The sequence below is a fragment of the Nocardia sp. CC213A genome, from assembly GCF_030766805.1.
GTDB classification, from domain to species: Bacteria; Actinomycetota; Actinomycetes; order Mycobacteriales; family Mycobacteriaceae; genus Nocardia; species Nocardia otitidiscaviarum.
In genome coordinates this window covers 109,820-133,141 of the sequence record NZ_JASFXA010000014.1, presented here as the reverse complement: position 1 = coordinate 133,141, position 23,322 = coordinate 109,820, and the positions used below count along the sequence as shown (strand labels likewise).

The window sequence follows — 23,322 nt, the reverse complement described above, 5'->3', positions numbered from 1 at the left end:
CCGAGAGCAGAGGACACACCGTGAGTGATATCGACAAGACCCCCGAACCGACGGTGCGACTGGAGAAGACCGGCGCCGCGGCGCGACGGGCCGAAACCCGGTCGGAGCCGCCGACCGCACTGCCCGCCAACGGCATCCGCCGCCCGCACTACCTGATCGGGGTGGCCGCCGCCGTACTCGGCGTGCTGGCCGTCGCCTTCGGGGTGAGCTGGCAGCACGCCGCCGGGGACCTGAACGCCCTGCGCGACGATCAGGCCGATCGCGCCCGGGCGGCCGAGGTGGCCCGCGACTACACCCTGCGCTCGCTCACCTACGACTACCGGGAGCTGCCCGCCTTCTTCGACGCGGTGCGCCGCGATGCCTCGGCGGGCCTGACCCAGCGCTACGACGACGTGCACGACACGCTCGCCACCATCATGACCGAGGCGCAGGTGGTCGCCACCGGGAACGTACTCGGCACCTCGGTGGAGGCCACCGGCAACGATCAGTTCGTGGTCACGGTCTTCGCCACCCAGCGCACCCAGAACGTGCAGCAGCCCGAGCCGGTGACCAAACCGAACCTGCTCACCGTGACCGTGGCCGAGTACGACGGCACCTGGCAGGTCGTCGACTACGGACCCAAGGACACCGTGGTCAAGGACGGGACCGCGAAATAGTTCCGCGCCGCGGCCGACCGCCGCAGTCGGGACTCCCACTGCGGCGGCGTCGGCAGATAGTCGAAGCCGCCTACGCGGTGTTCTCCGCCCGGGGATACGAGGCGACCACCGTGTCCGCGATCGCCGCGCAGGCCGGGATCGCCCAGGGCACGGTGTACCGCTACTTCCACAGCAAACGCGAGATCCTGGACCACGTCCTCGATTTCGGCGTCGACAAGCTCATGGAGGCGTGGCAGCCGCAGACCTTCATCGGGGTGGCGGGCAGCGCCGTCGAACTCATCGACGGCGTGCGTGCGGGCGCGGACCGGCTGCACGACCTCATCGAGCGGGAGCCGGAACTGCTGCGGCTGCTGCTGGTCGAAGCCAGTGCCGTCGATCCCGAACTGGCGCGGCGGCTGCTGGGATTGGAGGCGATGGTGGCGGCCTGGGTGGCCGGGGAACTCCAGCGCGGCATGGACGGGGGCTGGCTGCGTCCCGATATCGACGCCGACGTGCTCTCGCACACCATCGTCATGCTCATTCTGCCGGATGTGGTACGCGAACTCCTCGGCACCGGAACGCCGCGCGTGCGCAAGCAGAGCACGGATATGGTGCTGATCATGGTGGAGAAGGCGCTGCGGGTCCGGGCGGTCGACGGATGAGCGCGGACCGGCCCGACCCCGTCGCCCACTCCGCCCGCCGCCGCGCCGAACTGGTGAACGCGGCCTACGCGCTGGTCACCAGCCGGGGTTACCGCGCCATCGGCGTGGACGATGTCGCGAGTCTGGCGGGCGTCAGCCACGGCACCTTCTACAACTACTTCGCCAACAAGCGCGACATCCTGGACGCGGTCATCGACCACTGCTTCGCGGTGATCCGGGAGCGCCTGATGGGTGACGAGCCGACGCCCGCCACCCTCGACGAATTCCGTGCCCGCTACGGCCGCATCGTCGACCGCTGCTACGACCTGGTGGCGAGCGAACCCGGGCTGGTGAACTTCCTACTGCTGGAAGCGAGTTCGATCGACGACCGGGTGCTCGACCGGATCATGCGCAATGCCCAGACCGACGGCGACACCGCAGTGCGGGAGATGGAATACGGCATCGCCCACGGCTATCTGGACGACCGACTGGACACCCGCGTCGGCGGTGAGGTGCTGGTGTCGGTGCTCATGTCGGCGCTGCTGACCGCGGTGCAGGGGGAACGGCACGGCCTGACCCGCGACCGGGTACGCACCCAGCTCACCGACTTCCTCGCCACGGCATTGGGAGCCGAGGCGGCCGGGCTGGCAACCGAGACCGCGGGGCCGGAAGCCCAGACCGCAGGGCCGGAAGCCCAGACCGCGGGGCTGGAGGCCGAGACCACGGGGCGGGACGCCGGGCGGCCGGAGGCCGAGACCGCGGGGCTGGGAGCCGAGACCGCGGGCCTGGGAGCCGAGACCGCGGGGCTGGGAGCCGAGACCGCGGGGCTGGGAGCCGAGACCGCGGGGCCGTGAGCCGTGACCTGCGCGTGCCGCGGCTCACGGCGAATCCGCCGCGCGCAGCGCCTCCAGTAGCGGACCCGCCGTCTTGGCGAGGAACTCCTCCTGGCGTTCGTCACCGATCTGCACCAGGGCGATATCGGTGAATCCGGCCTCCTGATAGGGCCGCACCGCCGCCACGATGGCGTCCAGGTCGGGTCCGCACGGAATCTGCCCGGCCACATCCTCGGGCCGCACGCTCCCGGTGGCGGCGCTGAACGCTTCCGGCGTCGGCAGATTGCTGTTCACCGGCCAGCCGCCCAGCGACCAGCGGAACTGCTCGTGCGCCCGGCGCACGGCGGCATCCCGGTCGGTATCCCAGCTGATCGGTAGCTGACCCGTCACCCGCGCGGGCACCGCCTCGCCGAGCACCCGCTCCCGGGTGCGATGCCAGTGCTCGACCAGATCGGCGTCCGGGCTGGTGGTCACCATCTCGTCGGCCAACGGCGCGAAGCGGTCCACCGAGCGCGATCCCGACACCGCCACGGCGATCGGGACCGGCTGCTCCGGCAGGTCCCAGATCTTGGCCGAATCCACCTGGTACCAGCGGCCCTGCTGTTCGACCGTGCGGCCGGTGTGCAGTTCCCGAATGATCTGCATCGCCTCCCGCAGCCGGTCGTGCCGCTCCGCCAGCGCGGGCCACCCCTGACCCACCACGTGCTCGTTCAGATTCTCACCGCTGCCCAACCCGAGCGTGAAGCGGCCCTCCGCCAGAATCTGCAGCGTCGCCGCCTGCTGCGCCACCAGTACCGGGTGGTATCGGATGGTCGGGCAGGTCACATAGGTCATGAGTGGTATCCGCCGCGTCGCCTGCGCCACCGCGCCCAGCACGGTCCAGGCGTTCGGCGCGTGCCCCTGCTCGGCCAGCCAGGGGAAGTAGTGGTCGCTCATGACGGCGAAATCGAATCCGACCTCCTCCGCCGCCACCGCGTAGCGCACCAGTTCGCGCGGTCCGCTCTGCTCAGTCATGAGGGTGTATCCGAAGCGAGTCACAGGGTTCTCCTCATCATTGGTAGGGATAGGACTCCGCGACCGTGGCGGTCGCGGGTTCGTGGTCGTCGGCTACCGGGGGACATGGGGGAGCTACCCGCTGCGGGCGCGGTGAACCGGTGCGGGCGTCGCCGCCGGTACGCGCACTAAGCTCGGCATACGGGCGGAGTCGGCGTACGGCGGCGGAAGGCGGTGCGGTATGGGCGGCACGGGGTACATGGCGGCGTGGCGGGTCGAGCGGCCCGGTCCGATCGACGGTCGACCGCTGCGGTGGGAGCGGGACGCCGTACCCGCACCGGGGCCGGGGGAGCTGCTGGTGCGGGTGCTGGCCTGCGGCGTGTGCCGGACCGATCTGCACGTGACCGAGGGTGATCTGCCGGTGCACCGCCCCCGGGTCGTCCCCGGCCATGAAGTGGTGGGGGAGGTGGTCGGAACCGGCGGCGGGGCAGGGGAATTCGCGGTCGGGGAGCGGATCGGCATCGCCTGGCTGCGCCATACCTGCGGTCGCTGCCGGCACTGCCTGCGCGGCGCGGAGAACCTCTGCCCGAACTCACGCTACACCGGCTGGGACGCCGACGGCGGCTATGCCGAATACACTACGGTGCCCGCGGATTTCGCCCATCCGCTGCCGAAGGGTTACAGCGACGGGGGGCTCGCGCCGCTGCTGTGCGCGGGCATCATCGGTTACCGTGCCCTCGAACGCGCCGCGCTGCCCCCGGGCGGTCGGCTGGGGATCTACGGTTTCGGCGGCAGCGCCCATCTCGCCGCCCAGGTCGCCTTGGCGCGAGGCGCGGAAATCCATGTGATGACCCGGGATTCGGCGGCGCGGGAACTGGCCCTGGAACTCGGTGCCGCCTCGGCGCAGGGCGCGGCCGACCCGCCGCCGGAAAAGTTGGACGCGGCAATTCTTTTCGCTCCGGTGGGTGATCTCGTACTCCCGGCCATGGCGGCGTTGGACCGGGGCGGCGTGCTCTCCATCGCCGGGATCCACCTGTCCGACATCCCGCCGCTGAACTATCAGCGGCACCTGTTCCAGGAGCGGGAGATCCGTTCGGTCACCGCCAATACCCGCGCCGACGCCCGCGAATTCCTGGCATTCGCCGCCGATCACCGGCTCGAGGTCTCCGTGCACCCCTATCCGCTCGATGTGGCCGACCGTGCGCTGGCCGATCTGGCGCACGGGCGCTTCGCCGGCGCGGCGGTCCTGGTCCCCTGACCGGTCGGGCGGGGGAGATACCACCGGACACGCCGTCGACACGCCGAGTCTGCCATTCCGAGTTTCCGATTCAAGTCATGCGTCAGCTGCACTGATGCTTTCCTGAAAGTGTTCAGCATCATTGCAGCAAACCTGATTCGGAGGTTGGGGAGCGGCCATGCACCGCACAGGACACGAAGAGGTCCGGAGCAGCAGACCCTGGCTGTGGACGGCGCTGGCGGGATTGACGGTGGTCGCCGGGGCGATGTGGATCGCGCGCCCCCAGCCCGCCGCCTGCCAGACCACCACCACGTCGATCACCACCGTCAAAGTCGTACCGCCCATCGTGCAACCGAGTCCGATTGCACCCGAACAGCTTCCGACGCTGGAGGAACGCCTGCCGGAGGAGTCGCGGGAGGCGCGCTTCTACCATTTCGGCCAGGGGGTGGCCTGCTCCTTCCCGGATCTGCCGCTCGACGGCTTCTACATCGGGGTGCCCACGGGGGAGTACGACAGCTCCGCCGCGTGTGGCACCTACGTCGACATCGACGGCCCGCTCGGCAGTGTGCGCGCCCAGATCGTGGACCGCTGTCCGGGGTGCGCACCGCATCAGTACGACCTGAGCGCCGCCGCCTTCGCGCAGGTCGCCGACCCGGCCGCCGGGGTCGCGCGGATTCGGATCAGCAAGGTGCGCAATCCGACTCCGCCGCCGTCGCTGTCGTACCGGGTGCAGCAGGGTGTCTCGGCGGACTGGCTGGGGTTGCTGTTCGCCAATACCGGCAATCCGCTGCGGCAGGTGGCGCTGCGGCCGGAATCCGGTGGCGACTGGCGGCCGCTGCGGCGCGGTTACGACAACTACTGGTCCGCCTCCGGCCTCGGCCCCGGCCCGTTCACCGCCATGGTGTCCGATATCTACGGCCATGATGTGCTGGTGCCCGGCATCGTCCTGGAACCGGCGCGGGTGCGCTACACCGATATCGCGCTCTACGAATTGCCCGCGCTGCCGTTGCCCGCCCCGCCGTCGCCCATCCCGGTGACCACGCTGGTCACCACCGTGGTCCCGGCGACGCGGTCCTGCGACTGGGGATTCGTTCACCGGAGTATGGCATCATCCATAGTGAAACGTGTTCCAATTTGACCGCCGGGGAGCGGTACGCCGGGAGGTTTTCGATGACGAACCCCAGAATGGAACTGTCCGAGCGCGATCCGTCCCGGGGTGCGGCGCAGCGCCCGCGCTCCCGGCGGCTGTCCTCGCGGATATCCAGGTTGACCGAGGTTCCCGCGGGATCGATGGTGGAGCTGCCCGGCCGCGGGCGCACCTACGTGGTGGACCTGCCCGGCCCGACCCCGGACGCGGAGACGGTCTTCCTGCTGCACGGCGCGGCCACCACCGCCATGCTGAACTGGTTCCCATCGCTGCAGGAGCTCAACGAGCGGTACCGGGTGGTGCTGTTCGACCAGCGCTGGCACGGGCACGGCATCCGGTCCGAGACGTTCGATCTCGACGAGGTCGCCGATGACGTCGTCGCCCTGGCCGACGTCCTGGCCGTGGACCGGCCGATCATGGCGGGCTACTCCATGGGCGGCATCACCGCCCAACTCGTCGCGCACCGGCATCCGGACCGGGTGGGCGGGCTGGTGCTGGCCGCCACCACCTACCGGTTCCAGGAGAAGTGGCGCGAGCGCGCCTTTCATCGGGCCATGGCGGCCTTCGCCACCAGCGTCTCGGAATTGTCGTGGCGGCGAGCGCATCTCAAGGCCACCCGGCTGCCGGAGCTGCCCGAGGCGACCTGGCCGGTGGGGCGGATGGACCGGTGGGCCATGGGGCAGATGCGCAGTCTCAGCGGTTGGGCGCTGACTCAGGTGATCGCCACGCTGGGGCGCTTCGACTCCTCGCCGTGGCTGCCGTCGCTGCGGGTGCCGACCGCAGTGGTGATCACCACGCGGGATCGGGCGCTGCCGGTCTACCGGCAGCTGGAGATGGCGACAATGATTCCGGGAGCGGAGATCTTCCTCGCTCCCGCCGGGCACGCGGCCTGCGTGCTCGAGGCGGACGTCTTCGTCCCGGTGTTCCTCGAGGCGCTGGAGTCGGTCGTCGAGCGGCGCTGAGTGACGTTGCGGCTCAGTGTCGTTCGCGGGCGGCCTTGAGCAGTTCGCGGATCACCTCGGGCACCAGGTCGGCCAGACGCGCTACGTCGGGGACCAGTTCCCGGCAGGCGATGAAGCCGAAGTCCATCGTGCCGTCGCAGGTGAGCACGGTGCTGGTGAGGCCGGCGCCGTGGAAGACCGGCCCGAACGGGTACAGGGCGTCCATGCGCAGGCCCAGGAAGTACATGGGGAAGCTGGGTCCGGGCACATTCGACACCACCAGGTTGTGCACGACCGGATGGTGCTCGGCGAGCTCGAGTGCGGAGTAGGCCCGGGCCGCCAGCTGAAAGATGTTGGGCGGGGCGTATTTCGCCCAGTCCTGCAGGAAGTCCGCGCCGATGAGATTGTGCTCCTCCTTCGCGCTGCGATTGTCCTGCGCGATGAGCAGCAGCCGCTCCACCGGATCGGGGATATCGGTGCGCAGGCGGGCGAACAGGGTGGAGACCTTGTTGGTGCCCTCCGTATGCCGCGAGGTCTCGTGCACCGACACCGGCACCGAGGCGATGAGGGTGGAATCCGGTAGCGCGCCGTGTGTTTCGAGGTATCCGCGCAATGCGCCGCCGACCACGGCGAGCACCACATCGTTGACCTTCACCCCGAACGCGTCCTTGATCTCGCGGATATCGGCGAAGTCGGTGGCCACGAACGACACCGCGCGGTGCGCGGTGATGGCCCTGTTGAACGGGGTGCGGGGCGCGGTGAACGGCAGCGGCATGCCCGAGGACTGCTCGCGCCGCCGTCGCACCAGATCGCCCAGGATGCCCACGGTCCTGGGCACCAGACCGACCATGCCGAGTTTCCCCGGGAACCGCAGCGCGGCCTCGGCGGCCAGCAGCAGATCGTGGGGTTCGCGCTCGGGCCCGGGGATCTCGGCCGGATCCGGCTCCGGATAGCGCACCCCGGGTTCCAGATCGCACAGGTGCATCATCATGGTGGTGCCGGTGATGCCGTCGACGATGGCGTGGTGGTATTTGGCGATCATCGCGATCTTGCCGTCCGGCAGGCCCTCCACCACCCACATCTCCCAGAGCGGACGGCCGCGGTCCATGGGCCGCCCCGCGATCTCGGCGGTGAGGTCGGCCAGCGCCCGGTCGTCGCCCGGTGCGGGCAGCTCGACGCGGTGCAGGTGGTGATCGAGGTCGAAGGCCGAATCCCGCACCCACACCGGGTGATCCAGATTCAGCGGTACGGTGTGCAGGCGGCGGCGCATGGCCGGGACCAGATGCAGGCGACGGCCCAGTTCGGCCTTCAGCTCGTCGAAGTCGTATCCCGCGCCGTCGGCGTTCGGATCGAGGATGAGCAGCGCGCAGACGTGCAGCAGCTGACTGTCGGTTTCGAGGTAGAGGAAGCTGGCGTCGAGTCCGGTGAGTCTTTCCATATCGACACACTATGGAAACGCGTTCTACTTCGGGCCGGGTTCGGCGGGCTCGTCGCCGACCGGTCGATGCCGATCCGTTGCCTGAAAATAGCTGCCGGATAACGCGATTCGGATGGCTACGGTTGGGTCCCGGCTGGGTATCCATACAGTGGACTACGTTGTCGTCCGTGCTCCCCCTCCCTACCTTGGAGCTCATAGCCCGGTGAGTGTCACTTGTCACTGACAAGAGTCACCGGGCTTCTCACAACGGCGTGAGAAGGGTGAGAACTATGCGCGGCCGGAAGGTGATGCTGGGAGGAAATTGGCGAATTGCTTGGCTGTTCACCGCACTGCTGGTGCTGGTGAGCGTGCTCTACCCGCCACAGGTCCCACGGGCGCACGCCAACTGGTGCGCCGATATCGATGTGGTGGTGGTGCGGGGCACGGGCGAACCGGGCTGGTTGGGCGATGTGGTGGGCAATCCACTCTACGGCCAACTGCGGCAACGGTTGCCCGTCTCGCTGAGCGCCTATCCGGTGGCCTATCCGGCCGACCACTCCTTCAATCTCGGCGCGGGCACCGCGGATCTGGTGGGACACCTGGCCCATCAGGCCGGGGTGTGCCCGGCGCAGCGATTCATCCTGGTCGGCTACTCCCAGGGCGCGGCGGTCATCCACGCGGCGATCGGGACCGGCAATGTGAGCTGGTATCCGGGGCGGGTGCAGCTGGCCGGCGACCTCGCCCGGCGGATCTCGTCGGTGCTGCTGTTCGGCGACCCGCTGCGCGCGGTCGGCGCGGGCGTACCGGGCGAATACGCCTGGCGGACCGGAAACTGGTGCACCGGAGGCGATCCCATCTGCGGCGGCGGGATGAACGCGGCCTCGCACGTGTCCTACGGGCACAGCTTCGTGGCGGCGGCCAACTTCGCGGCCGGTCGGCTGTGAGCCGGGGCCGCACGGGACCGGGGAGGGGCTCCCCTCGGGATCGGCCCCCGGTGGAGACATCCACCGGGGGCCGAATCGCGTTGCGGGACCTACTCGTCGAGCATCACCAGTGCAGTCCGGGAATCACATTGGTGATGCGGGCCGCCGAACCGGGCAGGCCCATGAGCGGCTGCACGACGGGCGCCAGGGCGAGCAGCGGGCTGCGGGTGGGCGCGGTCTTGGCCACCTCCGCGGCCCCGGCCTCGGCGGCCCCGGCCTCGGCGGCCTTGGACTCCCCGAACATCCGGAAGCCCTGGTGCAGAATGGCCTTCTTCACCGACGGCATGACGGTGTCGACGAACTGCGCGAAGGTGCCGATCGGGGTGTCGATGCGGGCGGGCCGGTGCTCGAGCGCGCGCACCACGATGGCGGCCGCCTGCTCCGGGCTGTGCACCGGAATCGACTTGTACAGATCGGTGGGCGCGATCATGGCGGTCCGCACCAGCGGCATGCGCACCGAGGTGAAGGTGATTCCGGCGTCGGCGTTCTCGACCGCGGCGATCTCGCTGAAGTTGTCCAGTGCCGACTTCGACGCCACATAGGCGGCGAAGCGCGGCACCTTGGTCTGCACCGCGATGGAGGAGATGTTCACGAAGTGCCCGAAGCGGCGCTCCCGCATGGAGGGCAGCAACGCCAGGATGAGCCGCACCGCGCCGAAGTAGTTCACCGCCATGGTCCGCTCGAAATCGTGCATGCGGTCGGTGGAGTTCATCACCGCGCGGCGGATGGAGCGGCCCGCGTTGTTCACCACGTAGTCGACGTGGTCGTGGTCGGCGAGCACCTGCTTCACCAGCAGCTCCACCGACTTCTCGTCGGTGATGTCGCACGTGTACGCCTGTGCCGCACCGCTTTCCGCGCGCACCTGGGCGGCGGCGGCCTCCAGCTCCTCGGTGGTGCGAGCCACCATGAGCACGGTCGCGCCGCGGCGGGCGACCGCGTGCGCGGTAGCCAGGCCGATACCCGAGGAGGCCCCGGTGATCAGGACGATGCGGCCGTCGAGCGCGGTGCCCTCGGTGCGGCGGGCGCGATCGGGATCGAGATTGGCGCGCCAGTAGTCCCACAGGGTCCGGGCGTAGGACTCGAAGGACGGCACCTCCAGACCGCGCAGCTGGGCGCGGGTGGAATCGGAGACGAACTCCGATTCGAAGGAGGTGTGCGGGGCGACCTCGGCCGGAATCCCGAGACGCTCCAGCAGGAAGTCCCGCACCGCGGTGACGCCGGGAATGTGGCCGAGCGCGTCGAGGGCGCTGTGGCTGCCCGGCAGCGTGCCGATTCCGGTGGGCGCGCCGGCGGCCTCGGCCAGTGCGGCGTAGATGTCGGAGAACGGCTGCGGCTCCGGATTGACCAGATGGAAGGTGCGCCCGGCCAGACCCGGCTTGCGAATGAGCTGGACCATGGCCTGCGCGACGTAGTCGACCGGGACGATATTGGTCGCGCCCAGATCGGGCAGCGGCAGCGGCAGGTCGGCGGGCAGCCCGGCCAGACTCGCGATGGCCGGGAAGAAGTAGTAGGGGCCGTCGATCTTGTCCATCTCGCCGGTGCGGGAATCGCCCACGATGATGGCCGGACGGTACACCCGCCAGCGCGCCCCGGATTCGCGCACCAACTTCTCGGCCGCGAACTTGGTGCGATGGTAGGGCGAGGTGAGATTCTGACCGAGGTCGAAATCGTCCTCGAAGAACTTGCCGCGGTGGTCGCCCGCGACGGCGACCGAGGAGACGTGGTGCAGTACCGCGTCCAGCTCGACGGCCAGGTCGACGACGGCCTGAGTGCCGTTCACATTGGCGGCGTGGGCCGTGGCCTCGTCGGCGGTCATATCGTAGACCGCGCCCAGGTGGATGATGTGGTCGGCGCGGGGAGCCTCGTCCTGGAGGCCCAGTCCCGGCGCGGTGAGATCGCCGATGAGCGGGAAGACGCGATCCGGCGCGCCCCAGTTCTCGGCCAGCTCGCGCAGCTTGGCGACCGACGCCTCTCGCACCAATGCGTGGATCACGGCCTCCGAGTCGCGGCTCAGCAGCTCGGCGAGCACCCGTCGCCCGAGAAAACCCGTTCCGCCCGTGACGATGTAGGAAACCATCGCCCCCTCCTTATCGATTCGAACCTGTTGGAAACCAACGGTGTTCGTCCGACATGCGGCGGTGGATGCGGACGTGAGTACGTTGAATCGGCCCCCTAGCAAAAGTCGGGCCGAGGTAGGAACACCTTCGTGCCTAACTGGTGAGTAACTTTACGGCGACCCCGGTTGACGCGGCAAGTCGCGACGCTGTGGGAATGGTCACCTCGGGGCATATCGAGTTGGTATGTGTAACAAGGATTTTCGTGTAACCGTCGGATGCACTTGGTTACTTGTTGGCAAACAGAATCGCTGAGCCGACCGGGGTGAACGTCCTGGTCGGTTGACTGAGGTTAAGGTGTTCCAGTCCTGTTGGCACGTCTCCCGGAGGGGCCGTGATCGCACAGCTCGACCTGCCGTCCACGGGGATTCGCACCCGCGCCGAATTCGAAGCCCTGCCCGTCGTACCCCGAGGCTGGGCGTGGGAACTGCGATCCGGACGATTGGAGCTGACGCATATGCCGGTCACGTTCTGGTATTACCGCATCGTCTTCCAGGTGCTGGAACTGTGGAAGCGGCTCGGCTACGAAATCGCCGGAAACCAGTACGTCGCCGACAGCGGATTCGCGCGCGGTAGCCTCGGCCGGAACAATTTCCTCGCCGATGGCATCGTCTTCCGGCCCGGCTATCTGCCGCTCAAATACAGCACCAGCCACGACGCCGCGCATATTCACGCCGTGGTCGATGCCGTCTGCCAGGACTCCCAGGTGCACGACGCCATCGAGAAACTCCGCATCTACGCGAGCCTCGGCGTCCCGCACTACTGGATCATTCGCGGCGACACCGACTCCGCGGACCTCGACGGCTACATCAGCATGTACGAACTGGCGGCGGGTGAATACCGCCTCACCGGCAGTCGGCTGGTCTCCGAATTGGCGGTTCAGCCGAGCGCGTAGGTCGCCGCGGCGGTGCCGCCGTAGAACAGTTCGGCCTCCTGCTCGGTGGCATCGGCGGCCACCGCCCGGTCCACGGCCGCCAGCAGTTCCCCGAACGATCCGGCCATTGTGTCTATCGGCATATTCGATCCGAAGATGAGCCGCTGCCAGCCCCAGAGCTGAATACTCGTCTCCAACCAGTATTCGAGGGTCGGCCAGCGGAAATCCGGGCAGATCATGCCGAGTCCGGACAGCTTGCACTGCCATCCGGTCTCCTTGGCGGCGAGGGACAGCGCATTCTGCCAGGCGGTGCGGGCGGCCTGATCGGTGCCGGTGGGCAGGCCGAGATGTTCCAGCACCACCCGCAACCGCGGATACCCGGCGAGGAAGTCGATCCAGTCGAGCATATCGCCGGGATGGGCGACCAGATCGAAGACGGCGTCGCGCTCCTGCAACCAGGAGGCGATGGTGTCGGCGGCCGGGGTGTTGGGGGAGAGGCCCTGGAAGACACGGATTCCGCGCAGGCGGGGGCTGCGGGCCTGCTGCTCGAGATGGCGCAGCAGGTCCGGGCCGTCGAGGGTGGGGTCGACCGCGCCCACGATGGCGATCGGCCGCGCGGTCGTCGCGGCCATATCGTCGATCCAGCGCGTCTCGTCGAGGTAGGCGTGGCGGGCGGTGGTGGCGGAGACGTGCACCAGTCCGGTCACGGTCGTCGCGGCCGCGGCCCGGTCGTACTCCGGCAGCAGGAAGTCGTCGGTTAGCGCGGGTGTTCCGGTGTGCGCGGCGAAGTCGGCCAGCTGCGGATACCAGTCGTGGCGGCTGGGCTGCCACAGGTGCAGGTGCGCATCGACGACGGATTGGGCGGGCATGGAACGCGACTCCTTCATGACATGGTGATGCCGCCGCTGACGCTGATCAGCTGGCCGGTGATGTAACTGGCCTCGGGGCTCGCCAACCAGGCGATGAGGTTGGCGACCTCCTCCGGTTGCCCCAGGCGCTTCATGGGGATTGCCTTCTCGATGGCGGCGAGATTGCCCCGGTGCCGGCGCATGGTCTGCGACACCATCTGGCCTTCGATCGGGCCGGGGCAGACGACATTCACGGTGACCTGATGCCGTGCCACCTCGCGGGCCAGTGATTTCGCGAAGCCGAAGAGACCGGATTTGGATGCGGCGTAGGCGGCTTCGCCACCGGCTCCCGCGCGTGCGCCGTCGGAGGAGACGAATACCACGCGCGCGGAATCGGTTTCGAGCAGGCCGGGGAGGAGGTGTTTGGTCAGCAGCATGGGGCCGCGCAGGTTGACCTGGAGCATGGCGTCCCAGTGGTCGACGGAGCTGACCAGGAAGGGTTCCACGATGGCCAGTCCCGCGCAGTGGATGACGGCGGAGACGGTGCCCTGCACTGCCCACGCGGTGCGGGCGATGCTGTCGGGGCTGGCCAGGTCGAGGTGGACGGCGGTGGCTTTGGGGCCGAGGTCTTCGGCCAGTTGTTTGGCGGAGGTGAGGTCGAGGTCGGCTATGACCACGTCCCAGTCGGCGGCTATCAGGCGGTGGGCTACCGCGCGGCCGATATCTCCGGCGCCGCCGGTGATCAGGGCTCGGCTTTCGTCGAAGGGGTCGGCCATGGTGGGGGGCTCGCTATCGCGGGTGCTCTGGGTTGGGCTGTCTATCGGGGGGTGGGGTGGCCCCTCGGTGGGGCGGTCGATCGGTGATGGGTTGTCGATCGGTGATGGGGTTGTTGATCGGGGTGGGTTGTTGATCGGGGTGGGGTTGTCGATCAGGGGTTGGGACTATCAATACAGCATTCGGGGCAATTCGACATGGGTTGCGGGGGTTGGGATCTGGTTGCGTGGGGTTGAAGAGAATTATGTGTGGTGGCGTTGGGTGCCTTACCTGGCTTTCGCTGACGCCGGGTCGGGTGCCGCGCGCGTCTATCCCAGCCCACGGACTGGCTGGGGTTGCGTTCTCGAGACGGGCCTTTGCGGGGTGTGGTTATTGGCGTAAGTGATCGCCTCGGGTCGGGTCCGGGCGGTGGGTGCGGTGGTCTGTCGACGACCGGTCGTGATGGCCGGTGGCTCGTCGATCGGCTGTTCGGTGGTCGCGGTGACGGTGACCGGACCGGTCGAGATGGTCGGCACCGTGCCGGGTCGGGGCATCGGTGAGCCACTGCTCCGGGTGATGATGCAGATTCACCCGGGGTGCCCGTGCCGGATCGATGCGGGTCGGGGGTGCCCACGCGACACGACCCGGATACCGGCCGCTACCGACACCGCCGTTGCTGCGGTTGCCGCCACCGCTGCCGCCGCCGATGCTGTTGCCGCGTCCGAGGGTGGCCCACCCGGTCGGATCCTCAGCATCCTCGGGGATCTGGGCGTGGCAGCGGTCGCACACCAACGTCAGGTTCTCGATATCGGTACGACCACCCCGCAACCACGGGATCATGTGATGCACCGCGCACATCGTCGCGGGAGCCTCACACCCGGGGCGGGTACAGCCTCGGTCGGCGGCGATACACGCCAACCGCTGCCACGACGACGCCAGGCGATACTTCCCCCGCCCCAAATGCAACGGGAGTCCTTTGCCGTCGAACAGCATCAACAACGGGTAGCTGCCCTCGGCCATCCGCAACGCATCCCGAACCGACATCACCGACCCCGATGCGGTGTGGGCGTACCCGGTTCCGGCCTGCAAGTCGGTGAGACTCATCGTCAACACCACCGACACCGGCACACCCCGATGTGATCCCAGGTTCTCCGGACCGCCCCCGGCGGCGAGGAACGCTTTCACCGCGTCGTGGTTACGCTGCCCGGCACTACGCCGATCCCGCCGCGCCGCCGCCTCCATGAGATCCTTGTCGACCGCGCCCGGCCCCATCCGGGGACTGTCGGGGTCCTCGGGATTGCACATCCCCGGACGCGCCCACTTCGCCAACACCACATCCAACAACGCCCGCAACTGCGGATCCACGACACCCTTGATCTCGCTCATACCGTCCACGCGTTGTTTGCCCACCCAGAGCTCGCGGCGGCGGGCGCGGTCGTCGTCGCTGGTGAGGACCCCGTCCGGGTCCAGGCACGACAGCAGCACGTGCCCGACCTTGGTCACGTACTCCGGCGGCATCTGGCTCGCCGCGCGGGCGAGCTGCTGTTCGGCCTCGGCCTGCGTCTCGACGGGCACCGCGTTGGGGATGCGGTCCATCACCCGCATGATCACCCGCGCGTGCTCAGGCGAGATCGTGCCCTCGGCCTGCAACGCCGCCGTGGTCGGCAACAACGCCGGACCCGGTTCTCCACAGAACGCGCGCGGCCGCAACGGGATCGAGGCCCGTACCCGTGCCCCGGCCTCGGCGGCCGACAGGCGCAGCACGTCGATCAGATAGCCGCGCATCCCCTTGGCCCCGGCACGCTCCCACAGATGCCGGGATTCGACTTCGGCGATCATGCGGTGCGACAGTGCCGCCATCCGACACCGCACCGATTCCACCTCCCGCATGACGTCCACGAGAGCGGTGTCGGACAGTCCGGTGAGATCGGTCGCGAGCAGGGCGTCCATCGCAGCGCGCAAATCGGCGGCGGTATCACCGTCCTGACTTTCCCCCTCCGGAATCATGGACCAATTCTACCGCGAATTCTATTGTGGCAAAAGGGGAAATATATTATGTCAAGCTCTGCAAGCAGTTGTCGACAACGGCCGACATTCGCTCTCTGAAAACGGTGGGCGAAAAGTCCAATGCGTGCTTTCTGATTCGTTCCCCGTCGAAATTCTGGCTGGGAAAATCCTTCATGACGCGAGCGAACGACTGAATCACTTCGTCGTCTGGGCCGAATTCGATATGTACACCTGTGATATCCGGCAGTACGGTGTCCACCGCGCCGCCGGTTCCGACCGCGATGACGGGGGCCCCGCATGCCATGGCTTCCACGGGGACGATGCCGAAATCCTCTACGCCGGGCATGAGGAGAGCGCGGCAGCGGCGGTACATGTCCAGCAGGACGGCGTCGTCGGCGGCGCCGAGAAACAGGGTTTCGGGTCCGGCGATGCTTTCCAGGTGTCGTCGCGCCCGACCGTCACCGAGGATCACCAGACGCACCCCGGCCTGCTGTGCCGCGCGAATCGCCACATCGGCTCGTTTGTAGGGAACCAGGCGTCCGGCGAAAAGGAAGAAATCCTCGCGCTCCACCGTGGGGTCCGGTGCGAAGCTGTCCACGCGTACCGGCGGATTCACCACTGTCGCGGGCAGATCCCACCATTCCCGCACCCGCTGTGCGACCGCCGACGAATTCGCGACGACATGTGCGATATGCGGTGCGGCACGCAATTCCGCGCGTCGCGCCAGACCGCCCAGGGCGGTCAATGCGAGTTGTCCGGCCCAGCCGCCGGCCTCCCGGGCCCGGAATGCGCTGTCCCAGGCCCAACGGGCCGGACTGTGCACGTACGCGATCACGGGAGCAGAGGTCGCGAGTGCGGCCGAGCTGGCGAAGGCGTGGTGGCTCACCACGACCGCGTCGTAGTCCGCGCGCAGTGGCAGGCCGCGCAGGGCGCGCGGGACCAGGGGGAGCAGGGGGGCGTGCGAACGTCGTCCCGTCGCGGCGTAGAGCCGCGAAAGCCAGGCGCTGGCACGGATATTCGCGGCGGCCGGTGAGGTGCCCGCCGCGTCGGCGACCGAGCGGACGCAGTCGGTCTCCAGGATGGGCGCGAATACCGGTGCTCCGGGCCAGGTTCGCATGAATTCCGCGACCACCGCCTCGGAGCCGCCGTATTCGGTGAAGCGTTCGTGCACGATCGCGATGCGCGCGTTCATGGTTCCGTCCTGGTCGCGATGCGGCGGGGCTCGGCGTAGCGGCGGATCGCCGGTGCCACCGGGCGTCCGTTCAGCAGGCCGTCGACGCTGCCGTTCTCGAGTGCCTTGTGATAGATCGTGGCGGCCTCGCGGCACGCCTCGATGGTGTGGTCGATATCGGCGTCGGTGTGGGCGGCCGAGGTGACGAACGATTGGCCCAGGACGCCGCGGTCGAGCAGTTCTTGGAGGAACAGGGTGCGGTAGGGCTGGGACGGGTTGCCGTCGGGGTCCTTGGTGAGGAACACCAGGCAGGACGGCCGACCGGTCACCTGGAGGTGGTCGGCGATACCGAGTTCGGCGGCGATGGCGTTGACGCCGTCGGCGAGACGGCGGCCCGCCGCCTCCATGCGGGCGATGGGGTCGGTGGTGGCGTAGGCGCGGACCACCGCGCGGAAGGCGGCGAGGGAGCCGGTTTCCGGGCCGTGCGTGGTGGACAGCAGGAAGACGCGTTCGGCGTCGGTGCGCAGGCCGCCGAGTTCCATGTATTCGCGTTTCCCGGCCAGGGCGGAGATGGGGAAGCCATTGCCCATGGCCTTGCCCCAGCACGACAGGTCGGGGGTGACGCCGTAGACGCCTTGCGCGCCGCTGGCGGACCAGCGGAAGCCGGTGATCATCTCGTCGAAGACCAGCAGCGCGCCGTGTCGATCGCACAGGGCGCGAACGCCTTCCAGGAATCCGGGTGCGGGGGAGTGCAGGGCGGTGGCCGCTTCCAGGAATACGCAGGCGACCGGATGGGCCTCCAGCGCCGCCGCGAGCGACGGTAGGTCGTTGTAGCGGAAGCGCACCGTATCCGTTTCCGGGATACCGGCGTTCATGGGTGTGGTGCCGATGAACCAGTCGTCCACGGAGAAGAAGGGACTGTCGCTGATGGCGATCGTCTCCCGCCCGGTGGCCGCGCGCGCCAGGCGGACCGCGGCGGTGGTGGCGTCGGAACCGTTCTTGGCGAACTTCACCATGTCCGCGCCCGGCACCAGGTCCAGGAAGTCTTGGGCGGCAAGGAGTTCCAGCTCGGTCGGGCGGGAGAAGTTGACGCCCTCGGCGATGGTGCGGGTGACGGCGTCGACCACCGGGCGGTAGCCGTGTCCGAGGGTGACCGAACGCAGACCCATGCCGTACTCGACGAATTCGTTGCCGTCGCAGTCCCAGACGCGGCAGCCGCTGCCGCGCACCAGGACCGGGGTCATGAACTCGGGGTACTGATCCGCGCCGCGCGCGTAGGTGTGCGCCCCGCCCGGGACGAGATCGTGCAGGCGGTGCTGGATCGCATTGCTGAGCTGGAAGTTTCGCATCATCCCCGGCTCCTCTGGGTGCTGGCCCACAGAGTGTGGTCGGCACGGACCCCGGTGGGTCCGGTGAAAGCGCGCATGGTGCCCTCCTCGAGCAGTCCCGCGTTCGCGGCGACCGCGGCGGATTCGGTGTCCGCGACAGGGATCTCGGTGGACACCCGGTACAGGCCGAGGCGGGTGAAGGCGAACTCCACCAGCGCTCGGATGGCCGCCGCGCGGACACCGTCGTCGGCGTGGGCGGGATCTGCCCGGAGCCGCAGCCGAGCGTTGCGTCCGAACAGGTCGACATCGAAGAGCCGACACTCACCGGCGTACTCGCCGCCGACGTCGAGTATCAGCAGCAGGCCGGACGATGCGTGGAAACCGGTTCTGCTGCTGATGAATTCGCGATACCAGCCGCTTTCGTTACCGGGTTGGGCGGCTCGCCACGCGTGGGCGTCGGCGGCCCGGGGGGTGCGCAGGACGACCGTCTCGTAGCCGGGGACCGTCACGGTGATCGGTGCGGCGGGCAGCATTCGGCGCACGGTCCGGCGCAGCTGCCCGGCGCGGTAGCGGGCCGAGACCGCGAGCACGGTGGCCACGCTCGGACCGGTGGGTTCGGCCACCGCGCCGGGACCGGTCGTCACGGCCGCCGCTCCGGGACCGGGTGGCTCGGCCCGCGACGGTGCCCCCTCCCGGTGACGTGCCCGCGTCGACGCGTCGCCTTGGCGGGCACCGACGTGTTCGATCCAGGTGCGGGTGAAACCACCGGCGGGCATCCGGTCGGCCGTGACCGCCCACAGATCGTGGTCGGTGCGACCACCGCCGACGTCGAACAGCCCCGCCAACCGCGCCTCGCAGACATAGCCCACCTGCCGGGCGCCGTGTGCGGCGGCCTTGTTGCCCACCGAGATCGGCGCGACGACGCGCTCCAGACCGAGCACGCCGAAGCCGTAGTCGAGCAGCACCGACGCCGCCAGTCCACCGAAACCGTGGCGCGCCTGCCTGGCGTCGATCCAGATGCCCATCTCGCCGTGGCGCGCCCGCCGGTCGATACCGCCGATCTCCACCTGTCCGGCGAACCGGCCGTCGAGTTCGATGACGGTGGACACCGCGAGCCCGGCACGGGCGTGGGTGGCGGCCTCCAGACACTCCCGCACCCAGTGGGCCGCGCTGTGCCGCTGCTCCCAGGACTGCGGGGAGCTGTGCCAGAACGGTTCGATCAGATCCCGGTCGCGCAACCGGATGCGCCGCCACGCCGCGAAATCCGCGAAACGCGGCGGCCGCAGCACCAGGGTGCTGCCGAGCAGGTACACGGGGCCGAGACGCACCCCCGTGGTCGCGGCGTTCACGTGCTGGGTCGCTGTCGACCCAGCGACGAGGTCTTGACCGCACCGGTCGCGTCCACCGACAGCCGCCAGTAACCGCCCTGTTCGTCGCGCAGCACCACCCCGCCCGCCGCGCGGTCGGACAGCAGCGCGCCACTGGGCAGCACGGCGGCGACGATGCCGCCGTCGCGGTCCTGGGCCTGGAAGATGTCGGTGTCGGGCTTCCCGGCCTGCGCGACCATGGTGCCGGAGAAGCGTGCCCCGTGAATCCGTCCGCGTCCGATCACATGCCAGCCGTCGGGGAAGGCGCGCGGATCCACATCCTCGTAGCTGCCCGAGATCAGGTTGACGGCGGTGCCCTCCGGGCAGCCGTCGCCGTCGATGCGCAGCTCCACCGGCGGGGTGCGCAGATCCGGATCGAATTGCACATTGGCCAGATACGGTTGTCGGCAGTGCACCAGGTCCAGGCAGACCGCACGGGCGGCCACCTTGCAGTTCACCATGCCGAACTGCGCCGGACCCCCGCCCGGCACACCGATGGCCAGGGCGATCTCCGACCCCTCGAACCACACGTTGGTCAGCCACCAGTCGTTGGCCGCGCCGTCGACGAAGATGTGCCGGTCGGTGGTGCGCGGATCGGAGTCGGAGACGAATTCCACGTTGGTGATGGCGAGTCCGGCATTGTGGTTGTCACCGGTGCCCAGGACGCCGACGCGATTGTTGGTGAGCTTGGAGGAGGTCACGTAGTTCTGGATGCACGAGGTGACGATGCCGTAGCCGAAATTGTTGATATCGCAGTTGACGAAGGCGGTGCCGCCGGTATTGCGGTCCAGCACCACCCCGCGCTGGCCCACGTAGCGCGGGTAGTTGTCGGAGAGATGGTTGCCGCGCAGCACCACGCCGTCGAACGAGCAGCGGAAGCACTCCGACAGCCGCACCGCCGTGGCCTCGGGACCGGACAGGTAGAAACCCAAGCGCGAGAACCGCACCCGCTGTTTGCGCTCCAGCACGATGAGGGTGCCGTCGCCCTCGTAACCGATGGTGGTGGCGTCGCCGCCGTCGCCGAGCACAGTGGCGTAGTCGGGCAGCGAGGGGAAGGAGGTCACCCGGTAGGTCCCGGCCGGGATGTACAGCACGAACGGTCGGTCGCCGACATCGGCCGCCGCGGCGAATGCGGCGGTGTCATCGGCGTTCCCGTCGCCCACCGCCCCGAAATCCCGGACATTGCGGGCGGCGGGCTGATCGGTGACGTGCGGGGACCGGAATTCGGTCCCCGGATCGTCGTCCCCGGACGCGCAGGCCGTCGTCAGCGGCAGGAAGGCCGCCGCGCCGAGCGAGGCGGCGAGCAGATGACGCCGCCGCACCGGATCATCCGTCATCGGCTCACCGCTTTGCCCGGGGTCGGCGTCCGCCGCAGCAGCCGTTGCAGGCCACCGCCCGGCCGGGAGAACACCACCACGCCCGCCAGCCGCGGATCGTCCGCGCCGAACGTGGCCAGCGCCCCGCGCACCTGGGCCGAGGTGGTGCGGCCGAGTTCGACCACACCGACGGTGGCGTCGCAGCGCCGCGCCAGCGCGATGGCGTCCGCGGCGGCGGTGACCGGGGCCGCCTCCACGATGATGTGGTCGTATTCGGTGCGCAGCTTGGACATGATCTCCGCGAAGCGCTCCGAGGCCAGCAGATCCGGGGTGCGCAGATCGACGACGCCCAGCGGCAGCACGCTGATCCCCACCTCCGGCCACAGCACCACCGCCTCGGCGGTGGACGAACTGTTGCGCAGCAGTTCCGCCAGGCCGGGGGCCGCGCCCACCGGAATGCGACGGGAGGAGCCGCGGCCGCTGGTGTCGGCGTCCACCAGCACCACCCGCGCGCCGGTATCGGCGAGGCTGCGGGCCAGGCCGAGCGCCACCTCCGGTTCCGAGCGCGGGGACAGCGCGGTGAACAGTACGCTGGTGCGTTCGGGGTCGGCGGTGAGCCGGGTGCGCAGGCGGCGGGTCTCCCCGGCCGCACCGGGCCGTCCGTCGTCGATGATGCCCAGAATCGGCACCGGCAGGATGGCTTCCAGATCGTTGGAGGTGCGCAGCCGCTTGTCGAGGCGGTCCCAGGCCAGCGCCCCGCCCAGTCCCAGCAGCAGTCCGGCGATCACGCCCAGCGCCAGCATGCGGGTGGTCTGCGGCCCGTCCGCCTGGGTGGGCGTCTGAGCCTTGTCGATGACCACCGCCCGCGCCGCGGGCGCGGCGTCGGCCTGGATGGACTCCAGCCGGGAGATGAGCGCCCGGAGTTGGGAGACCACCTCGTCGGCCAGGATGCGCGCCCCGTCGGCGGTGTCGTCGGTGACCGACACGATGATGATGGTGGTGGCGGGCGGGGCCGCCGCGGTGATCCGACCGCGCAGGTCGTTGACCGAATCGGGCAGGCCGAGTTGATCTTTCACGTACTGTGCGACGGTGACGCTGGTGGCCAGGTCGATATAGGAGCGCACCCGCTGCTGCGCCGCGAGTCCGCCCTGATACGAATCGTTGACCGAGGTGCCGGTGGCCATGGAGACGTACACCGAACTCGAGGCCGAATAGGTGGTCGGCTGGCTGCGCGCGTACCCGGCCGCCGCGACCACGCACAGCACCACCGCGGCCACGATGACCGGCCAGCGCCGCCGAAACAGATGCAGGTAGTCGGTCAAACCCATTGCGCTGTCCTCTTTTTCCCGGGTGGCGCCGCGGGGTAGCCCGCCAGCTCCGTCACCCGTCTGCGATATTCCCCGACGACCAGATAGACCATCCAGGTCAGCACCACCGCCTGGAGGTATTTGCCGAGTGTCTCGATGCTGCCGAGAATGCCCCGCTCGAACAGCACCGGTACCTCGATGAGCGCCAGCCCCAGCACGGCGAAGGCCAGGTGCCGACTGTAGAGAGCCCGCCGCCACAGCAGCAGGAGAATGAAGGTGAACGAAACGCCCACGGCCACACCGGTGTAGCCGCCGAGGACATAGCCCTCGTTGATATTGCCCTCGGCCAGCGACACCGACACCGTCGACATGTCCACCGACGCGCCCCGCACCTGTTCGGCCCAGGCCGCACCCGCCCGGAACTTCTCCTGCCCCAGCAGTTGCGTCGGAATCAGACTCTCGAACGCGTGCCGCAGCACCTCCGCGGGCGTGAGCCAGGATCCGGGCCCGGCCCAGTAGGCGTCGGTGGCGGCCTCGAGCAGGTCGAAACGCCGGAGCAGGCTCAGGAACGGTCGCACGATCGGCGGATAGTTGGCGTCGATGCGCTCCGCGTCGGCCTTGGCCGCCGCGGTGGTCTTGAGCGACTGCAACCAGCCGAAGGCCGTCACCGCCAGCGCCGAGAGCGCGAGTATGCCGACCACCTTGGCGCGCGTCCAGCCCGTCATGGCGCAGCGGACCGCGATGGCCAGGGCCGCGCCCATGATCGGGGTCTTGGACTGCACGGTGGCCGTCCAGAGCAGTTCGCCGAAACACAGTGCGCCCAGTACCAACAGGACGGTGCGCGAGTTGTCGGAGCGGAAGTAGACCAGCAGCCCGACCGCGCCGAGCGTGGCGAGAATGGTGATCAGGTTGATGATCGGATTCGGGCTCTCCAGTTCACCGGCCTTGCCGGTGGTGCCGGTGGCGACCGCCGCCAGGCGGCCCAGTGTGCCCAGCACGTAGAGCACCACCAGGGTGGGGACGAAGACCGGATTGTCGATCAGTGGCGGTGTGGCCGTCGCGGTTTCGCCGCTGCGGTACCGGGTCCACACGGTATAGGCGACCACCAGCGCGGCGTAGAACCAGAGTCCGAACACGACGGGCTCCAGGACCAGCGCGATGCCGTCGTCGTATCCGAATTCGGCCAGCCGGGGATCGGGCACATTGTCGCCGTAGTGCGGCATGGGCCGGGTCCACAGCAGCACCACCGGTCGCGCGACATAGGACAGCGACCAATGCGCCACCTGCGCGATGAGAAATATCCGTACCACACCGGGTAGGAACAGGGCAGCGCCGACAATCGTCGCCAGCGCACCGGCGACGAGAAATACCTCGGACTGTGCGGCCCCCATCAGCGAACGTCCTTCACCA

20 protein-coding genes are annotated in these 23,322 nt (G+C 69.0%); 8 read left to right on the top strand and 12 right to left on the bottom strand.

Features of this window, described 5'->3' with window-relative positions; genetic code table 11:
- Positions 1-20: 20 nt before the first annotated feature.
- Genes QJS31_RS24395 through QJS31_RS24385 form a run of 3 tightly spaced genes read left to right on the top strand, consistent with a single transcriptional unit; the run spans position 21 to position 2,130 of the window.
- Positions 21-656, top strand: coding sequence for a hypothetical protein (locus QJS31_RS24395; protein ID WP_282779060.1), 636 nt, complete (start codon positions 21-23; stop codon positions 654-656).
- Positions 596-1,297, top strand: a complete 702-nt coding sequence (locus QJS31_RS24390) for a TetR/AcrR family transcriptional regulator (RefSeq protein ID WP_306357829.1) — start codon at positions 596-598, stop codon at positions 1,295-1,297. Before QJS31_RS24395 ends, QJS31_RS24390 begins: the two co-directional genes overlap by 61 nt.
- Positions 1,294-2,130: a TetR/AcrR family transcriptional regulator gene (locus tag QJS31_RS24385; RefSeq protein WP_306357787.1), complete on the top strand. Its 837-nt coding sequence runs from the start codon at positions 1,294-1,296 to the stop codon at positions 2,128-2,130. The genes QJS31_RS24390 and QJS31_RS24385 overlap by 4 nt, the downstream gene beginning before the upstream one ends.
- Before the next feature lie 24 nt (positions 2,131-2,154).
- Here QJS31_RS24385 and QJS31_RS24380 read toward each other — a convergent pair whose 3' ends face one another.
- Positions 2,155-3,147: a TIGR03557 family F420-dependent LLM class oxidoreductase gene (locus QJS31_RS24380; RefSeq protein ID WP_306357786.1), complete on the bottom strand. Its 993-nt coding sequence runs from the start codon at positions 3,145-3,147 to the stop codon at positions 2,155-2,157.
- 214 nt (positions 3,148-3,361) lie between these two features.
- Here QJS31_RS24380 and QJS31_RS24375 point away from each other — a divergent pair, with 214 nt between their 5' ends.
- The 3 genes from QJS31_RS24375 (at position 3,362) to QJS31_RS24365 (ending at position 6,448) form a co-directional block, all read left to right on the top strand.
- Positions 3,362-4,360, top strand: a complete 999-nt coding sequence (locus QJS31_RS24375) for a zinc-binding alcohol dehydrogenase family protein (RefSeq protein ID WP_306357828.1) — start codon at positions 3,362-3,364, stop codon at positions 4,358-4,360.
- A gap of 157 nt (positions 4,361-4,517) precedes the next feature.
- Positions 4,518-5,477, top strand: a complete 960-nt coding sequence (locus QJS31_RS24370; protein WP_306357785.1) for an expansin EXLX1 family cellulose-binding protein — start codon at positions 4,518-4,520, stop codon at positions 5,475-5,477.
- 32 nt (positions 5,478-5,509) lie between these two features.
- Positions 5,510-6,448, top strand: a complete 939-nt coding sequence (locus tag QJS31_RS24365; RefSeq protein ID WP_282785455.1) for an alpha/beta fold hydrolase — start codon at positions 5,510-5,512, stop codon at positions 6,446-6,448.
- Positions 6,449-6,461: 13 nt separating this feature from the next.
- On the opposite strand, the gene QJS31_RS24360 is transcribed toward QJS31_RS24365, so the two are convergent.
- Positions 6,462-7,865, bottom strand: coding sequence for a wax ester/triacylglycerol synthase family O-acyltransferase (locus QJS31_RS24360; RefSeq protein WP_282785454.1), 1,404 nt, complete (start codon positions 7,863-7,865; stop codon positions 6,462-6,464).
- A gap of 269 nt (positions 7,866-8,134) precedes the next feature.
- On the opposite strand from QJS31_RS24360, the gene QJS31_RS24355 reads away from it, so the two are divergent.
- Positions 8,135-8,788, top strand: coding sequence for a cutinase family protein (locus QJS31_RS24355; RefSeq protein ID WP_306357784.1), 654 nt, complete (start codon positions 8,135-8,137; stop codon positions 8,786-8,788).
- 103 nt (positions 8,789-8,891) lie between these two features.
- On the opposite strand, the gene QJS31_RS24350 is transcribed toward QJS31_RS24355, so the two are convergent.
- The gene (locus QJS31_RS24350) at positions 8,892-10,904 is read right to left on the bottom strand and encodes an SDR family oxidoreductase (RefSeq protein ID WP_306357783.1); all 2,013 of its coding nucleotides are present in this window, start codon (positions 10,902-10,904) and stop codon (positions 8,892-8,894) included.
- Between the two features lie 371 nt (positions 10,905-11,275).
- Here QJS31_RS24350 and QJS31_RS24345 point away from each other — a divergent pair, with 371 nt between their 5' ends.
- Positions 11,276-11,836 (top strand): Uma2 family endonuclease, encoded by a 561-nt coding sequence (locus tag QJS31_RS24345; protein ID WP_282778809.1) that lies wholly within the window; start codon positions 11,276-11,278, stop codon positions 11,834-11,836.
- Here QJS31_RS24345 and QJS31_RS24340 read toward each other — a convergent pair.
- The 9 genes from QJS31_RS24340 to QJS31_RS24300 all read right to left on the bottom strand — a co-directional run bounded on the left by QJS31_RS24340 (position 11,821) and on the right by QJS31_RS24300 (position 23,303).
- Positions 11,821-12,684: an amidohydrolase gene (locus QJS31_RS24340; RefSeq protein WP_306357782.1), complete on the bottom strand. Its 864-nt coding sequence runs from the start codon at positions 12,682-12,684 to the stop codon at positions 11,821-11,823. The genes QJS31_RS24345 and QJS31_RS24340 overlap by 16 nt on opposite strands.
- A gap of 14 nt (positions 12,685-12,698) precedes the next feature.
- A complete protein-coding gene (locus QJS31_RS24335) occupies positions 12,699-13,439 on the bottom strand; it encodes an SDR family NAD(P)-dependent oxidoreductase (RefSeq protein ID WP_306357781.1) in 741 nt (246 codons plus the stop codon).
- 367 nt (positions 13,440-13,806) lie between these two features.
- Positions 13,807-15,423 (bottom strand): HNH endonuclease signature motif containing protein, encoded by a 1,617-nt coding sequence (locus QJS31_RS24330; RefSeq protein ID WP_306357780.1) that lies wholly within the window; start codon positions 15,421-15,423, stop codon positions 13,807-13,809.
- Positions 15,424-15,469: 46 nt separating this feature from the next.
- Positions 15,470-16,615, bottom strand: a complete 1,146-nt coding sequence (locus tag QJS31_RS24325; RefSeq protein WP_306357779.1) for a glycosyltransferase — start codon at positions 16,613-16,615, stop codon at positions 15,470-15,472.
- Positions 16,612-17,943 carry a glutamate-1-semialdehyde 2,1-aminomutase gene (locus tag QJS31_RS24320; RefSeq protein ID WP_306357827.1) on the bottom strand — a complete coding sequence of 444 codons (1,332 nt, stop codon included), beginning with the start codon at positions 17,941-17,943 and terminating at the stop codon, positions 16,612-16,614. Before QJS31_RS24320 ends, QJS31_RS24325 begins: the two co-directional genes overlap by 4 nt.
- Positions 17,943-19,271, bottom strand: a complete 1,329-nt coding sequence (locus tag QJS31_RS24315; RefSeq protein ID WP_306357778.1) for a GNAT family N-acetyltransferase — start codon at positions 19,269-19,271, stop codon at positions 17,943-17,945. The genes QJS31_RS24320 and QJS31_RS24315 overlap by 1 nt, the downstream gene beginning before the upstream one ends.
- Positions 19,268-20,626, bottom strand: a complete 1,359-nt coding sequence (locus tag QJS31_RS24310) for a glycosyl hydrolase family 28-related protein (RefSeq protein ID WP_282778801.1) — start codon at positions 20,624-20,626, stop codon at positions 19,268-19,270. Before QJS31_RS24310 ends, QJS31_RS24315 begins: the two co-directional genes overlap by 4 nt.
- On the bottom strand, positions 20,623-21,933 hold the full coding sequence (locus QJS31_RS24305) for a Wzz/FepE/Etk N-terminal domain-containing protein (RefSeq protein ID WP_306357777.1): 1,311 nt from the start codon (positions 21,931-21,933) through the stop codon (positions 20,623-20,625). The genes QJS31_RS24310 and QJS31_RS24305 overlap by 4 nt, the downstream gene beginning before the upstream one ends.
- Positions 21,924-23,303: a hypothetical protein gene (locus QJS31_RS24300; RefSeq protein ID WP_282778798.1), complete on the bottom strand. Its 1,380-nt coding sequence runs from the start codon at positions 23,301-23,303 to the stop codon at positions 21,924-21,926. Before QJS31_RS24300 ends, QJS31_RS24305 begins: the two co-directional genes overlap by 10 nt.
- Between the last annotated feature and the right edge of the window lie 19 nt (positions 23,304-23,322).